General features: G+C 36.4%; 15 protein-coding genes and 1 riboswitch. Of the genes, 10 read left to right on the forward strand and 5 right to left on the reverse strand.

What is annotated here, in order from left to right; translation table 11 throughout:
• Nucleotides 1-12 precede the first annotated feature (12 nt).
• From ACVWY7_RS16950 to ACVWY7_RS16960, 3 genes are all read right to left on the reverse strand, one after another.
• Nucleotides 13-177 carry a toxin-antitoxin system HicB family antitoxin gene (locus tag ACVWY7_RS16950; RefSeq protein ID WP_001085171.1) on the reverse strand — a complete coding sequence of 55 codons (165 nt, stop codon included), beginning with the start codon at nucleotides 175-177 and terminating at the stop codon, nucleotides 13-15.
• A gap of 16 nt (nucleotides 178-193) precedes the next feature.
• Complete coding sequence (locus ACVWY7_RS16955) at nucleotides 194-1,039, reverse strand: SPFH domain-containing protein (RefSeq protein WP_000660680.1); 846 nt, start codon at nucleotides 1,037-1,039, stop codon at nucleotides 194-196.
• 209 nt (nucleotides 1,040-1,248) lie between these two features.
• Entirely contained in the window at nucleotides 1,249-1,626 is a 378-nt protein-coding gene (locus tag ACVWY7_RS16960; RefSeq protein ID WP_001990526.1) for a YgaP family membrane protein, read from the reverse strand.
• A gap of 335 nt (nucleotides 1,627-1,961) precedes the next feature.
• Between ACVWY7_RS16960 and pcrB the strand changes: the two genes are divergently transcribed.
• From pcrB to ACVWY7_RS16995, 7 genes are all read left to right on the forward strand, one after another.
• A complete protein-coding gene (pcrB, locus tag ACVWY7_RS16965; protein WP_000272089.1) occupies nucleotides 1,962-2,651 on the forward strand; it encodes a heptaprenylglyceryl phosphate synthase in 690 nt (229 codons plus the stop codon).
• Nucleotides 2,652-2,663: 12 nt separating this feature from the next.
• Nucleotides 2,664-4,913: a DNA helicase PcrA gene (gene pcrA, locus ACVWY7_RS16970; protein ID WP_142395532.1), complete on the forward strand. Its 2,250-nt coding sequence runs from the start codon at nucleotides 2,664-2,666 to the stop codon at nucleotides 4,911-4,913.
• A 15-nt stretch (nucleotides 4,914-4,928) separates the two neighbouring features.
• Nucleotides 4,929-6,938, forward strand: coding sequence for an NAD-dependent DNA ligase LigA (gene ligA, locus ACVWY7_RS16975; protein WP_000031442.1), 2,010 nt, complete (start codon nucleotides 4,929-4,931; stop codon nucleotides 6,936-6,938).
• Nucleotides 6,939-6,954: 16 nt separating this feature from the next.
• Nucleotides 6,955-8,148: a CamS family sex pheromone protein gene (locus ACVWY7_RS16980; protein ID WP_000717048.1), complete on the forward strand. Its 1,194-nt coding sequence runs from the start codon at nucleotides 6,955-6,957 to the stop codon at nucleotides 8,146-8,148.
• Nucleotides 8,149-8,243: 95 nt separating this feature from the next.
• Nucleotides 8,244-9,014, forward strand: coding sequence for a TSUP family transporter (locus ACVWY7_RS16985; protein ID WP_212804588.1), 771 nt, complete (start codon nucleotides 8,244-8,246; stop codon nucleotides 9,012-9,014).
• A gap of 153 nt (nucleotides 9,015-9,167) precedes the next feature.
• A complete protein-coding gene (gene pruA / locus ACVWY7_RS16990; RefSeq protein WP_000259549.1) occupies nucleotides 9,168-10,715 on the forward strand; it encodes an L-glutamate gamma-semialdehyde dehydrogenase in 1,548 nt (515 codons plus the stop codon).
• A 186-nt stretch (nucleotides 10,716-10,901) separates the two neighbouring features.
• Nucleotides 10,902-11,051 (forward strand): hypothetical protein, encoded by a 150-nt coding sequence (locus ACVWY7_RS16995; protein WP_000521649.1) that lies wholly within the window; start codon nucleotides 10,902-10,904, stop codon nucleotides 11,049-11,051.
• Between the two features lie 231 nt (nucleotides 11,052-11,282).
• Here ACVWY7_RS16995 and ACVWY7_RS17000 read toward each other — a convergent pair whose 3' ends face one another.
• On the reverse strand, nucleotides 11,283-11,846 hold the full coding sequence (locus ACVWY7_RS17000) for a cysteine hydrolase family protein (RefSeq protein WP_000844896.1): 564 nt from the start codon (nucleotides 11,844-11,846) through the stop codon (nucleotides 11,283-11,285).
• Between the two features lie 242 nt (nucleotides 11,847-12,088).
• Nucleotides 12,089-12,194: riboswitch (SAM riboswitch) on the forward strand.
• Between the two features lie 123 nt (nucleotides 12,195-12,317).
• Here ACVWY7_RS17000 and ACVWY7_RS17005 point away from each other — a divergent pair.
• The 3 genes from ACVWY7_RS17005 to ACVWY7_RS17015 are packed head-to-tail and all read left to right on the forward strand — an operon-like array spanning nucleotide 12,318 to nucleotide 14,869.
• Nucleotides 12,318-13,337, forward strand: coding sequence for a methionine ABC transporter ATP-binding protein (locus ACVWY7_RS17005; protein ID WP_000622983.1), 1,020 nt, complete (start codon nucleotides 12,318-12,320; stop codon nucleotides 13,335-13,337).
• Nucleotides 13,327-13,992 (forward strand): methionine ABC transporter permease, encoded by a 666-nt coding sequence (locus ACVWY7_RS17010; RefSeq protein WP_001261859.1) that lies wholly within the window; start codon nucleotides 13,327-13,329, stop codon nucleotides 13,990-13,992. The genes ACVWY7_RS17005 and ACVWY7_RS17010 overlap by 11 nt, the downstream gene beginning before the upstream one ends.
• A 22-nt stretch (nucleotides 13,993-14,014) precedes the next feature.
• Nucleotides 14,015-14,869, forward strand: a complete 855-nt coding sequence (locus ACVWY7_RS17015; RefSeq protein ID WP_000721602.1) for a MetQ/NlpA family ABC transporter substrate-binding protein — start codon at nucleotides 14,015-14,017, stop codon at nucleotides 14,867-14,869.
• A 170-nt stretch (nucleotides 14,870-15,039) separates the two neighbouring features.
• Here the strand turns inward: ACVWY7_RS17015 and ACVWY7_RS17020 are convergent, their stop codons facing one another.
• The gene (locus tag ACVWY7_RS17020; protein WP_456523868.1) at nucleotides 15,040-15,507 is read right to left on the reverse strand and encodes an HXXEE domain-containing protein; all 468 of its coding nucleotides are present in this window, start codon (nucleotides 15,505-15,507) and stop codon (nucleotides 15,040-15,042) included.
• Between the last annotated feature and the right edge of the window lie 3 nt (nucleotides 15,508-15,510).

The raw sequence follows: 15,510 nt of genomic DNA on the forward strand, positions 1-15,510 counted from the left end.
CAGCGGGATTTTTTATGCATCTTTATCCTTTTTTAATTTCCCTTTTTGCTTTGCCATTTCTCGAAGTAAATATTCGATGTGTGCATTGACGCTACGAAACTCATCATTCGCCCATTTTTCGATGACTGCGTGTAATTCAGGATCAATACGTAATGGAAAGCTTTTCTTTTTAGCCATAAGGATTTACAACCTTTTAGTATAGGCTTCCTGTATTAATAACTGGTTGCGCACCTTTGTCTGAAACGATGGCAACTAATAAGTTGTTCACCATATTTGCTTTACGCTCGTCATCGAGTTCTAGTACGCCTTCTTCATCTAACATATGGATTGAATCTTTGGCCATCTTCACAGCACCTTCAACAATCTCTTTTCTAGCAGCTAATACTGCTTTTGCTTGTTGACGTTGTAGCATTGCATGGGCAATTTCTGTTGCGTAAGCTAAATGTGTTAAACGAGTTTCTAATACTTCTACGCCAGCAATTTCAAGGCGTGCTTCTAACTCACGTTTTAATTCTTCAGAGATTTCTTCAGTGTTTCCGCGTAACGTAATGCAAGTTTCATCTTGAAAATTGTCATAAGGATATTTTGTTGCAACGTGGCGGATTGCCGTTTCACTTTGAATTTCTACAAATCGATCATAATGTTCAACGCCGAACATTGCTTTTGCAGAATCAACAACTTTATATACGATAACAGCTGCAATTTCAATTGGGTTGCCGTCGACATCATTTACTTTTAATTTTTTACTATTAAAGTTTTCAACACGTAAAGATACAGTTTGACGGAACGCGAACGGAATCGTTAAAAATAAACCGTTTTGACGAATTGTTCCTAAATAATTACCGAAAAACGTAATGACTTTTGCTTGGTTTGGTTGAACAATCCCGATACCTGTAGCAAGAATTGCGGCTAAAATAATAGTTAATGCTGCCCCTATAAAAATTTCTTGTACAAGGAAAAATACACCGATAGCGGCTAAAATCAAAATCCCAATAATCCCAAGAAAACCATTAACATAAAATACTTGTTTTTCTTTCATATGATCGCCTCCTGATATAAAAATGATATCACTTTTATATCATTTTAAGCAAGGGGTTTACACCTAGTTTTCTGAATTTTATTGATTATGTATATTTTAACACTTAGAATAAGAATGTATGTTCTGTTTTGTGATAAAATAAAGAAGACTTAACCGCCCACTGCAGCAGCTAAGTCTCTTTGAGAGCATCTTGCATCGTGACAAATGATTCAAAGCGGTTTTGCCAGGATTATATCTTCAATCGCTGACTCAATCTCTTTGTCAGAAGCGTCATAACTTCCATTTGACTGTGGTTTGTCGTGATTGGAAGTTTGATTCACTTCTTCTTTAGTATGTCCCTTTTTAGCAGAATCCATGCTAGGCATTTTAAATGCCCCCATGTTCATGTATTTTCCGAATTTCCACATTTCAACAACAGGACAGAAACGAACAATTCCCTCTGCAACTTTCATTGCACCAATCCATAGCAAAATGTTAGACCAAGTGCACCAAGGCTTGCGTACGAGTTTCGTTGCACTACAACCGAAGAGGACAAGTCCGAGTGTAATTCGAATTAGGGCATTTATTGTACCGATATTTTGCTTCATTAGAAAAACACTCCTTTTTATGAAAGTTGAAATAGATAATACTATTTCTCTTATTAGTATCCCGTTTGATTTTTCGGATATGTAATCCAACATTTGACGTGGAAAAAGATGTTGGATTGTGCGTGTGTGTAAGTCGCTTTTTTTGTTATAATGAAAGAATGCATAAAAGGAAGTTCAAAATTAAATCCTCTCGTTTAAAAAATGTGGAAGAGGAAATTCCAAACTTAATTCTCCGTTTTAAACAAATATTTAAGATAAAGTAAAAAATCCTAATAAAAATAAACTGTTATTTTGAACAGAAATATATACAACTTGAGAAAAGAAAGGGTGTTTTCATGTACGATATTTCCGGGTGGAAACATGTATTTAAGCTTGATCCGAATAAGGAGTTAAGTGACGAACATTTAGAAATGATTTGTGAGTCTGGAACAGATGCTGTTATTGTAGGCGGAAGTGATGGCGTGACAATTGATAATGTACTACACATGCTAGTTAGCATTCGTAGATATGCAGTTCCTTGTGTGCTAGAGGTTTCTGATGTAGAAGCAATTACACCAGGATTCGATTTTTATTATATCCCAAGCGTTTTAAATAGCCGAAAGGTGGAATGGGTGACAGGCGTTCATCATGAGGCTTTGAAAGAATTTGGGGATATTATGGATTGGGACGAAATTTTCATGGAAGGGTATTGTGTTTTAAATCCTGAAGCGAAGGTAGCCCAGCTTACAGATGCAAAGTGTGATGTAACAGAAGATGATGTGATTGCATACGCGCGTTTAGCAGACAAGTTATTACGTTTACCGATATTTTATTTAGAATATAGCGGTACGTATGGAGATGTTGAACTTGTTAAAAATGTAAAAGCAGAATTGAAACAAGCTAAGTTATATTATGGCGGTGGTATTTCTAATGCTGAACAAGCGAAGGAAATGGCGCAGCATGCTGATACAGTAGTTGTTGGAAATATTATTTATGATGATATAAAAGCAGCGTTAAAAACGGTTAAAGCAGTAAAAGGAGAGTAGGTGCAGGCGTATATGAGTATGACAGATAGGTTATTAAATGGTTTAAATCCGCAGCAACAAAAAGCAGTACAAACAACGAACGGACCACTTCTATTAATGGCAGGCGCAGGTAGTGGTAAAACACGTGTGTTAACACATCGTATTGCGTATTTACTTGGTGAAAAAGGAGTAGCACCATGGAATGTACTAGCTATTACCTTTACAAATAAAGCCGCTCGTGAAATGCGCGAGCGTATTGATACACTTGTCGGACCAGAAGCCGAAGATATTTGGATTTCTACGTTCCACTCTATGTGTGTACGTATTTTACGACGTGATATCGATCGCATTGGTATTAATCGTAACTTTACAATTTTAGATTCGGGTGATCAGTTAACTGTGGTCAAAAAAATTATGAAAGAGCGCAATATTGATCCGAAGAAATTTGAGCCGCGCTCTATTTTGGCTGGTATTAGTAATGCGAAAAATGAATTGTTATCTGCGGATAAGTATGCAAAGAAAATTACAATTGCTGATCCATATGAAAAATTAACGAGCGATGTATATACAGAATATCAAAAACGTCTTCTGAAAAATAACTCATTAGACTTTGATGATTTAATTATGACGACGATTCAACTATTTGAACGTGTTCCAGAAGTACTAGAGTTTTATCAGCGTAAATTCCAGTATATTCACGTGGATGAGTATCAAGATACGAACAAAGCGCAGTACCTTCTTGTTAAACATTTGGCAGCACGTTTTAAAAATTTATGCGTTGTAGGTGACTCAGATCAGTCAATTTATCGCTGGCGTGGTGCGGACATTTCCAACATTTTGTCATTCGAAAAAGACTATGAGAACGCGCAAGTTATTCTGTTAGAACAAAATTATCGTTCGTCACAAAATATTTTAAATGCAGCGAATGCTGTTATTGAAAGAAATACGAATCGTAAACCGAAGAAGTTATGGACAGATAATGAAGTTGGAAGCAAAATCTCGTACTATCGTGCTGCAACGGAAAAGGACGAGGCGTACTTTGTTGCGAAAAAAATTCGCGACGATATTCAAATGGGAAAACGAAAATATACTGATTTTGCAGTGCTATATCGTACAAATGCGCAGTCTCGTATGGTCGAGGAGATTTTCCTGAAATCTAATATTCCTTACAAAATTGTCGGCGGTACGAAGTTCTACGACCGTAAAGAGATTAAAGACATTTTGGCGTATTTACGTTTAATTGGGAATCCAGATGATGAGATTAGTTTTGCGCGTATTATTAACGTGCCAAAGCGCGGAATTGGTGCGACTTCTATCGACAAAATTATTAATTATGGTGTACAAAATGGAATTTCTTTAACTGCTGTATTCGATGAGATTGAGCATGTTGGAGTAAGTGCAAAGGTTACAAAGGCAGTAAAAGAATTCGCAGGTTTATTACACAATTGGGTAAATATGCAAGAGTATTTATCTGTTACAGAATTGGTAGAAGAAGTGATTGAAAAAACAGGCTATCGCGATATGTTGAAAAATGAGCGTACGTTAGAAGCGGAAGGTCGTCTGGAGAACTTAGATGAGTTTTTATCTGTTACGCAAACATTTGAATCTCAAAGCGAAGATAAGAGCCTTGTTGCATTCTTAACAGACTTAGCACTTGTTGCAGATATTGATCGTGTAGATGAAGACCCAACTGCTGGTGAGGAAGTTATTTTAATGACGATGCACTCAGCGAAAGGGTTAGAATTCCCAGTTGTCTTTATTGTTGGTTTAGAGGAAGGAATATTCCCACATACTCGTTCTCTAATGGAAGAAGATGAAATGCAAGAAGAGCGTCGTCTTGCTTATGTAGGGATTACTCGTGCGGAAGAAGAGTTGTATTTATCAAATGCACAAATGCGTACTTTATTTGGTAGAACAAGTATGAATGCCGCATCGCGATTTATTACAGAAATCCCGACAGAACTAATAGAATCATTAAATGAAACAGCACCGAAGCGTGAAACTTCGTTTGGTGCAAAAGGAAGAGTGGCAAGTAGCAGTAAAACGACAACTACAACTACAACACGTTCTCGCTCAGCTTTCGCACGTCCTCCAGCTAAGACGACAGGCGGCGAACAAATTGGCTGGGCAGTAGGCGATAAAGCTTCCCACCAAAAATGGGGAGTCGGTACAGTTGTAAGTGTAAAAGGTGAAGGTGATGCAAAAGAATTAGATATTGCGTTCCCAAGCCCAATTGGTGTTAAACGTTTGTTAGCAAAATTTGCACCTGTGACGAAACAATAGGAAAGGAATGAGGATATGTCAAAAGAGATAGCAAAAAAACGTATAGAAGAACTACGTGATTTGTTAAATACATTTAACTATCAATATCACGTATTAGACAATCCTTCTGTTTCTGATGCGGAGTATGACCGTAATATGCAGGAGCTTATAAAATTAGAAGCAGAGAATCCCGAGTTTATGAGTGAAGATTCTCCCTCCGTTCGCGTTGGGGGAACGGTTCTTGATATATTTGAAAAAGTAACACATAAGTCACCGATGTTAAGTTTAGGAAATGCATTTAACGAAGGGGATTTACGTGATTTTGACCGACGAGTACGTCAAGGAATTGATGATGCGAATGTAAGATATATATGCGAATTAAAAATTGACGGACTTGCTGTTTCACTTCATTATGAAAAAGGACGCTTCATTCAAGGGGCAACACGTGGTGATGGTGTAACAGGTGAAGATATTACCCAAAATTTAAAAACGATTAAAGCAATCCCGCTTCGTTTAAATGAAGAAGTAACGTTAGAAGCACGAGGCGAAGCTTATATGCCGAAGCGTTCATTCGTTAAGTTAAATGAAGAAAAAGAGCAAAATGGTGAAGATGTATTTGCGAATCCGCGTAATGCGGCAGCAGGTTCAATCCGCCAACTTGATCCGAAAATTGCAGCGAAGCGTAACTTATCTATGTTTGTATATGGTCTTGCGAATGTAGAAGAAAAAACAATTCCATCACATAGTGAATCGCTTGATTTCTTAGGTGAACTTGGATTCAAAACAAATCCAAATCGTCGTACATGTGAAACAATTGAAGAAGTTATAGCTTATGTAGAAGAATGGCAAGAAAAACGTCCGCATCTTGATTATGAGATTGATGGGATCGTTATAAAAGTAGACGATGTTGCTCTTCAAGAAAGTCTAGGAACTACAGCAAAGAGTCCAAGATGGGCGATTGCTTATAAATTCCCAGCGGAAGAAGTTGTAACAAGATTAACGGGCATTGAATTAAGTGTTGGTCGTACAGGGGTTGTAACACCGACTGCAGAGCTAGAGCCAGTGCGAGTGGCTGGTACGATCGTTCGTCGTGCTTCTTTACATAACGAAGATTTAATTCGTGAAAAAGATATTCGAATTGGTGACTACGTTGTTGTGAAGAAAGCTGGAGATATTATTCCTGAAGTTGTAAATGTTATTTTTGATAAGCGTACTGGTGAGGAAGAAGAATATCATATGCCAACGCATTGCCCAGCATGTGAGAGTGAACTAGTTCGTTTAGAAGAAGAGGTAGCACTTCGTTGTATAAATCCAACTTGTCCTGCTCAAATTCGAGAAGGGTTAATCCATTTCGTTTCAAGAAATGCAATGAATATTGATGGTCTTGGAGAACGTGTTATTACACAACTCTTTGATGCTGATTATATTCGTACATTTGCGGATTTATATTCGTTGACGAAAGAGCAATTATTACAGTTAGAACGATTCGGAGAAAAATCAGCAACGAATTTAGTACAAGCAATTGAGAATTCTAAAGAAAACTCATTAGAGCGATTATTATTCGGTCTTGGTATTCGCCATGTCGGAGCGAAAGCAGCACGTACATTTGCAGAGCATTTCGAAACGATGGATGCACTTGTGAAAGCGACGGAAGAAGAATTAAAAGCAATTAACGAGATTGGTGAAAAAATGGCTCAATCCGTCGTGGCGTATTTTGATAATGAAGACGTATTAGAGCTATTACAACAATTTAAAGAGTATGGCGTGAATATGACATACAAAGGTATAAAAATTGCTGATTTACAAAATGTTGAGTCATACTTTGCAGGGAAAACTGTCGTTTTAACTGGGAAATTAGAAGTTATGGGACGTAGTGAAGCGAAGAAGAAGATTGAGGCATTAGGTGGAAAAGTAACAGGAAGTGTTAGTAAAAGTACGGATTTAGTTGTCGCAGGTGAAGCGGCAGGTTCGAAATTAGCACAAGCGGAGAAACATAATGTTGAGGTTTGGAATGAAGAGAGGTTCTTACAAGAGCTAAATAAGTAAGAGGTGCAAACTTACCATGAAAAAAATAGCATTAGCGGTATTAAGCCTTGGCCTACTTGTAAGTGGGTGTAGTGCAGGTGCCGATAAAGATGAAAAAGTGGTTGAGAAATCGGGGAAAGCAAAAGAGCAAGTAATCGTTCCGAATTACTCTATTTCGGATGAATATTATAAGACGACTATTCCATTTGAAGGAGGAAATGCACGTGGCTTAGTTGTGCAAGGAGTAAGTAATCGTCTTGATATAGATGAATTTGAAACAGGATTAATGCGTATTGCGAAAGAATCATTTAGTACGAAAGATAATGTTTTAAAAGGCGGAAAGTCCCTAACTACTCAGTATATACAGATGCTTGTTAAAAGAAAACGTACAGATGCAGAACAAAAGGAACTAGAAGATACATTAAAAAAAGATGCGGTTAAATTCCCGAACATAGGGTTAAATCCCGCATTAGGTGCAGGATCCGAATCATTAGAGGCGAAAAATAAAAAAAATCCAATATATATTTCCAATATTTTAGAACATGATTATTATGTAAACAAAGACAAAAAAGATGAGCGTAGTGGCATTGTAGTTGGATTAGCGATGAATTCGGTTCATTATTATGAGGAAGAGCATGGGTATCCGCGTGAGGTTACAATTTCGAATGAAAAGATGTTAGCTGAAGGGAAAAAAATGGTGCCAGAAATCTTGAAAGTTATGCATCAAGAAGATCCTGAGACAAAAAACCTTCCGATAACATTTGCGATTTATCGTCAGGCTCCAAAGTCTTCGCTCGTACCAGGTAACTTTGTTTCTTATGGGAATGTCGAAAAAGGTAGTGAAACGGTTGAGGATTGGAAACAAATTAATGAGAAATATTATTTGTTCCCATCTGAACAAGCGAAAACAGATAATAAACGTGAAGACTTGGCGAGAGTATCAAACTTCAAGGCAAAATTAAGCGATTATTTCCAAGGTGACTATACAGCTGTTATCGGTACTGGTATGTATAGAGACGATGAATTAAGAGAAATAAAGCTTGATATTCCTGTCCAGTTTAATGGGAAAGCAGAAATAATTGGCTTTACACAATATGTAGCCGGGCTTGTTATGGAATACTTCCCGAATTATATGAAAGTACAAGTAACGATTAAATCTGTAGAACGTCCAGAAGCGATTATTATACGTGAAGCGAAGCAAGATGAACCGTATGTGAAAATTTTAGATTAAGTAGAAGGGCCGTTCCTTTATGGAACGGCTTTTTTTCTTGGTTAATTTTGTTATAATTTAAAATGTTATAAATAATGGGGTAAGGGGTAAAGGGCATGGGTGAATTAAGTTTTCAAGTCATTATTTTATTAATTGCATTCGGTTTTTTAGCAGCTTTTATTGATTCAGTTGTTGGTGGGGGAGGATTAATTTCGCTTCCGGCACTTATGTTTGTTGGTTTACCACCAGCTTCGGCAATTGCAACGAATAAATTAGCTGCAACGATGGGGACGTTTACGAGTGCGATTTACTTTATTCGATCGGGAAAGGTCGATTTTAAAATTGTAGGAAAGTTAATCCCGTTAACTGTTATAGGAGCGGTCGCAGGTGCTTTAGTAGTAAAGTTTATCCCGCCGGATATTTTACGTCCGTTAGTGCTTGTGATGTTGGTGTTTATTGCCATTTATATTATTGCGAAAAAGGATTGGGGAAGTGTATCTACCTATAAGAAGATGACGAAAAGAAAAACATTAATATTTTTCTTTGTTATTTTAATGATAGGGTTTTACGATGGATTTTTTGGACCAGGAACAGGATCCTTTTTAATTTTTGCATTTTTATTAATTGGTTTGGATTTTATTCAAGCGGCAGCATCTGGAAAACTTTTGAATTTTGTTAGTAATATCGTATCGTTAATCACTTTTTTATTTTTAGACGTAATTCATTTTGAATACGGTATTATTATGGGGTTATCGATGATTTTTGGTGCTTATTTTGGATCGAAGTTTGCAGTTCAAAAAGGTGTTGGATATGTAAGAACTTTATTTTTGTTAGTGACTATTTTATTGATTAGCAAAAACGTTTTGGAATATACTCATATTTTGTAGAGTTATACATTTGTATAACTCTGTTTTTTTATTATATTTTAAAAATTAATTAATTTTTAAAATATAAGTCTAGGAATATTTGAATAAATCTAAATTATCGTGTAGAATAATGTTGTAAAATGTAAACGTTTTTCTAAGGGGAGGCTAAAAATAATGGTAGTAGCATACAAACATGAGCCATTTACAGATTTTTCAGTAGAGGCTAACAAATTAGCGTTTGAAGAAGGTTTAAAGAAAGTAGAATCTTATCTTGGACAAGACTATCCATTAATTATTGGGGGAGAAAAAATCACTACAGAAGACAAAATTGTTTCTGTAAACCCTGCAAATAAAGAGGAACTTGTTGGTCGCGTTTCAAAAGCAAGCCGTGAGTTAGCTGAAAAAGCAATGCAAGTAGCGGATGAAACATTCCAAACTTGGAGAAAGTCAAAACCAGAAATGCGTGCAGATATTTTATTCCGTGCTGCAGCGATCGTTCGTCGTAGAAAACATGAATTCTCTGCTATTCTTGTAAAAGAAGCAGGTAAACCGTGGAATGAGGCAGATGCTGATACAGCAGAAGCAATCGACTTTATGGAATATTATGGTCGTCAAATGTTGAAATTAAAAGACGGAATTCCAGTAGAAAGCCGTCCAATTGAATATAATCGTTTCTCTTACATTCCATTAGGAGTAGGTGTTATCATTTCTCCTTGGAACTTCCCATTCGCAATTATGGCAGGTATGACAACAGCTGCTTTAGTTTCTGGTAACACAGTATTACTAAAACCAGCTAGTACAACTCCTGTAGTAGCAGCGAAATTCATGGAAGTATTAGAAGAAGCTGGCTTACCAGCTGGCGTAGTAAACTTCGTACCAGGTAATGGTTCTGAAGTTGGTGACTACTTAGTAGATCACCCTCGTACACGTTTCATTAGCTTCACTGGATCTCGTGATGTAGGTATCCGTATTTATGAGCGCGCAGCGAAAGTAAACCCAGGCCAAATTTGGTTAAAACGCGTTATCGCTGAAATGGGTGGTAAAGATACAATCGTTGTTGATAAAGAAGCAGATCTTGAATTAGCAGCTAAATCTATCGTTGCATCGGCATTCGGATTCTCAGGACAAAAATGTTCTGCATGTTCTCGTGCAGTAATCCACGAAGATGTATACGATCACGTATTAAATCGTGCTGTTGAATTAACGAAAGAATTAAAAGTTGCTAACCCAGCTGTATTAGGTACAAACATGGGTCCTGTTAATGACCAAGCTGCATTCGATAAAGTAATGAGCTATGTTGCAATTGGTAAAGAAGAAGGTAGAATTTTAGCAGGTGGCGAAGGAGACGACTCTAAAGGCTGGTTCATCCAACCAACAATCGTTGCTGACGTTGCAGAAGATGCTCGCCTAATGAAAGAAGAAATCTTCGGACCAGTAGTAGCATTCTGTAAAGCAAAAGACTTTGACCATGCACTTGCAATTGCAAACAATACAGAATACGGTTTAACAGGAGCAGTTATCTCTAACAACCGTGATCATATTGAAAAAGCACGTGAAGACTTCCACGTAGGTAACTTATACTTCAACCGTGGATGTACTGGTGCAATCGTAGGATACCAACCATTCGGTGGCTTTAACATGTCTGGTACAGACTCTAAAGCTGGTGGTCCTGACTACTTAGCGCTTCACATGCAAGCAAAAACTACTTCTGAAACTTTATAAGAAATAGTAGAAGAGATCTTCGCAGTCTGCGAAGATCTCTTTTTTTTGAAAAATTTTTTATATGTGGATTAACATAGTAATCAGTAGAAAAACTAATAAAGTAATAAGGTTTACTTCAGCAAAATGAGGTATATTTATATTTGCTGAATAGATTCTCTTTAAAGACAAGAAAAGTAGGTGAACAAAGTGGGAAAATATCAATTGGATTATAAAGGCCAGGTAGCTGTCGCGAAGTTTCATGAAAAACAGACGCCTGTCAAATTTGATAAAAAGCAGCAAATTGAAAAATTGCGTGCGGAGTATTTGAAAAAGAAACAAAAACAAACAAATAAATAATAGGAGAACCTATTTAATTTGAATTTAAAAACACTTACCATATATTACTATTTGGTAAGTGTAACTAACTAAACCCTATTCATATCGGGGTAAACATGTAAATAGAAATAAAACAATGAGAAAAGTTGACTTATTAGTCACATTTTTTTGTATTCATTTTAAGGATTTCCTGTATAATACAATTTGAAAGAAAATCTATGGTTTGACAAGAAACACTCTTTTCGGTTTTGCTCACTGAAGAGAGTGTTTTTTTGTAGCTAAAAACTCCTCTGTACTCATTACATTTGCATATACGCCGTTTAAACTAGCTAAAATTGTGTTATGAATATAAACGGCTGGTATAGTAGCATTCTTAAAAGAAAGGTCTTTTGTAGCACAAGCATCATGTATAACAGTACATTGCAAGCCGAAATCAAAGGCAGCCCTTACGGTAGCATCAATACACATATGGGTCATCATCCCGCATATGACGACGTGCTCAATAGCTAAATGTTGTAATTGTTTTAGAAGATCAGTTTCGCGAAAACTATTTGGATAATGTTTGAGTATAACTGATTCTTCTCTAAGTGGGCGTACGCTTTCATGAATATGTACACCTTCTGTATTGGGTAGGAAAAAAGTTGCGTCCTCTTTTATTGCTACATGTTGGATATGAAAAATAGGTTCGTTTTTCTTTCTAAAGAGCTGTAGTAGCTGACTAGCATATGCGCTTGCTTCTGCTGGATTACGTAATTCCATCTTTCCGTGTGGAAAATAATCATTTTGAATATCAACGAGTAAAAGAGCTGTTTTCATATATTTATCTTCCTCCGATTTCATATTCAAATAATGGTATTCAATTAGTAGAGAAGATTATCCTTTTAAAAAATATGCAAGAGGAGAATTTTACATAACTTTAAAGGTTACTATTTTCTATTAAATTTCTCATCTGAAAATTTTAATAAAGAAATAATTAATATTTTTCTAAAAAATGTATTGACTCTTATTATTCTGAGTTCTATAATGAGAATTAATTAAACGACAATTAAATCGATACATTCTTATCCAGAGAGGTGGAGGGACTGGCCCTACGATACCTCAGCAACGGGTTTTTTAATACCGTGCTAACTCCAGCAAGCCTATGAAAGGCTTGGAAGATGAGAAGATGTGACCGAGTACATATAAGTGCTCTCCTTCTTATCTTTATGGTTGATAAGAAGGAGAGCACTTTTTATTTTACCTCGAGAGCTCTACTTCAAGTTTTTACAGCATATAGGAGGGGGAAAAATGATTTCTTTTAACAATGTAAGTAAAGTATATGAATCAGGTGGGCAATCTGTTCATGCGGTGGAGGATGTAACGTTATCAGTTGAGAAAGGCGAAATTTTTGGCATTATCGGTTTTAGTGGCGCTGGAAAGAGTACGTTATTACGCCTAGTAAACATGTTAGAGAGACCAACGGCAGGAACGATTTCAATAGATGATAAAGATATTACATCATTATCGACGAAAGAATTACGGAAGCTAAGACAAAGAATCGGGATGATTTTTCAAAGCTTTAATTTATTTAATTCAAGAACAGTGTTTGGGAATATTGCTTATCCATTAAAGTTAGCAAAAGTACCAAAGAATGAGATAAAAGAAAGAGTAAATGAATTGCTGAAGTTTGTAGGGTTAGAAGATAAGGCAAACAATTACCCAGAGCAGCTATCAGGCGGACAAAAGCAGCGTGTGGGCATTGCTAGAGCACTTGCGACATCGCCAGATATTCTTATATGTGATGAGGCAACATCAGCCTTAGATCCAGAAACAACGACAGAAATTCTAAACTTATTAAAGAAAGTAAATAGAGAATACAATTTAACAATTCTTCTTATTACACATGAAATGCATGTTGTGAAAGAAATTTGTCACCGTGTAGCTGTAATGGAGAATGGAAAAGTTATTGAAGAAGGAAAACTGTTTGATGTTTTCACACAACCGAAAACAACGACGACTCAAAACTTTGTACGTTCTGTTATTAATGATCATTTACCGGAAAGTGTTTTAGCGAAAATTCAAAGTGGTGGTCAGATTTATCGTCTAACATTTACTGGTGAGGAGACAGGGCAGCCAGTACTATCATATATCGCCAAAAACTATAATGTCGATGTAAATGTACTGTACGGAAATATTATTGAACTTCAAAATGTGCTATTTGGAAATCTTCTTGTAGAATTGCAAGGTGAACAGAGGGAAATTCAAAAAGCATTACAACATCTAAGACTGCAAGTGCAGCTGAAGGAGGTAGAAGCTCATGCGAGTTGATTGGAGTATATTTTGGCCGCGCATACTAGATGCGACGGGGGATACCCTCTTAATGGTAATTGTAACCCTTATATTCGCTACAATTCTTGGTATACCTCTAGGTTTACTTTTGTATGTAACGAGAAAAGGAAACTTTTTAGAAAATAAATGGGTCTTTTCTATTCTTAATATCATTATTAATACAATTCGTCCGATTCCATTCATTATCTTTTTAGTAGCTTTAAGCCCGTTAACAAGAAGTGTTATTGGAACGACAATTGGAACAGCGGCAGCAATTTTCCCAATGACGTTAGTTGCATCAATCGGTATTGCTAGAATGGTTGAAACGAATCTTGTTTCTGTTCCGAAAGGGGTAATTGAAGCAGCGCAAGCGATGGGCGCTTCACCAATTAGAATTGTTTTTGAAATCCTTGTGCCAGAAGCGTTAGCGCCATTGATCTTAGGAGTTACGTTTATGACAGTTGGTTTAATTGAATTTTCAGCAGTTGCTGGGCTTGTCGGTGGTGGCGGTCTTGGTGATTTAGCAATGACATATGGTTATCAACGTTTTGATACATCAGTTATGTTCGTAACGGTCGTTTTACTTATCATTCTCGTACAATTAGCTCAAAACTTAGGAAACTATTTTGCGAAAGTCTTTTTACGCAGATCATAAAAAGGAAGAGGGGGAAAAGAAAATGAAGAAAATTTTAGCATTTGCATTATCAGCAATTGTAGGGGTTTCAGCATTAAGCGGCTGCTCAAGTGGAGACACAGGGGCAGGGGCGAAAGAAAAAGTAGTTCGCGTCGGTGTAACTGGAACGGATGGAGACGCTTGGGAAATTTTGAAGAGGAAAGCTGAAAAAGAAGGAATTAAAATTAAACTGGTTGAGTTCTCTGATTACACAACGCCAAATAAAGCGTTAGCTGATGGAGATATTGAATTAAACTCATTCCAGCACATTGCATTCTTAGAACAATTTAAAAAAGAGCATAAGCTAGATATTACAGCTGTTGGGACAACGCAAATTGCACCAATGGGTTTATACTCTGAAAAACATAAGAAAGCAAATGAAATTCCAGATGGTTCAGAAATTGCGATTCCAAATGATCCAACAAACCAAGCACGTGCATTAAAACTTCTTGATGCAGCTGGGTTATTAAAGCTTAAAAAAGACTTTGGCTTATTTGGAGATCCAAGCGGCATTGCTGAAAATCCGAAGAAGTTAAAAATTACACCGGTTATCGCACAGCAAACACCTCGCGTATTAAAAGATGTAGCAGCTTCAGTTATTAATAACGGTGTTGCTGGTCAAGCTGGATTAGACCCAGCGAAGGATCCAATTTTCTTAGAAGATCCAAAGAACGAAAATGCGAAGCCATATATTAATATTTTCGCAGCTCGTACGAAAGATAAAGATGATCCAACACTGAAAAAAGTAATTGAACTATATCATTCAAAAGAAGTGATAGATGCAATTAAGAAAGAAACAAATGATGGTTCCATTTCAGTAGATCTTTCACTTGATGAGCTTGAAAAAATCGTAAAATAATGATTGGGTTTAATGGACTAACAGAAGGAACCCCTCCGCTGTTAGTTCGTTCAACATATAATCTACTTAACAAACAAACCCTAATTCTGTACCTTCCAATTCTGTATAATATAGAATCCAATGTTTGTTAAGTAGAGTAATAGACCAGGAGTTTTCCTGGTCTTTTTTTATTACTGAAAGCGGCTAGCGAGTAGTAAGGTAATCCAAATGATAATGAGATAAGAAAATAAGCTGAACACGAGTGTAATTACGAATTGCTTTTTATGAATTAAGTGTTTTTGGGATGAAAAAAAGAAAATAGAAAAGATAACAATGGAAACTGCGGATATTACGCCAGGATTATAGGAGCGATAAATAAAAAACAAAATAATATGTTGAACAGAGTTGAAGAAGATAGCCCCCTGTATAAAAATAATCCAGTATATAGAAGACAAGAAATTCAGTTGATATAGAAAGACGATAACTAAGACAAAGAGAGTTAATACAGAAATCGCAATGAAAAAGTGTTGGCTAGTTATAAAAGTAATCGAAAATTGATTAGCAAGATATTGTGGCATTTGGAAAGATTCTTCAAGGTTATGAATGAAAAATAACAAGGGAATAATCCAAAATATAATAGTAGAAATTCTTTTCAACAACTT

This window comes from Bacillus sp. TE9106W, from assembly GCF_054062215.1.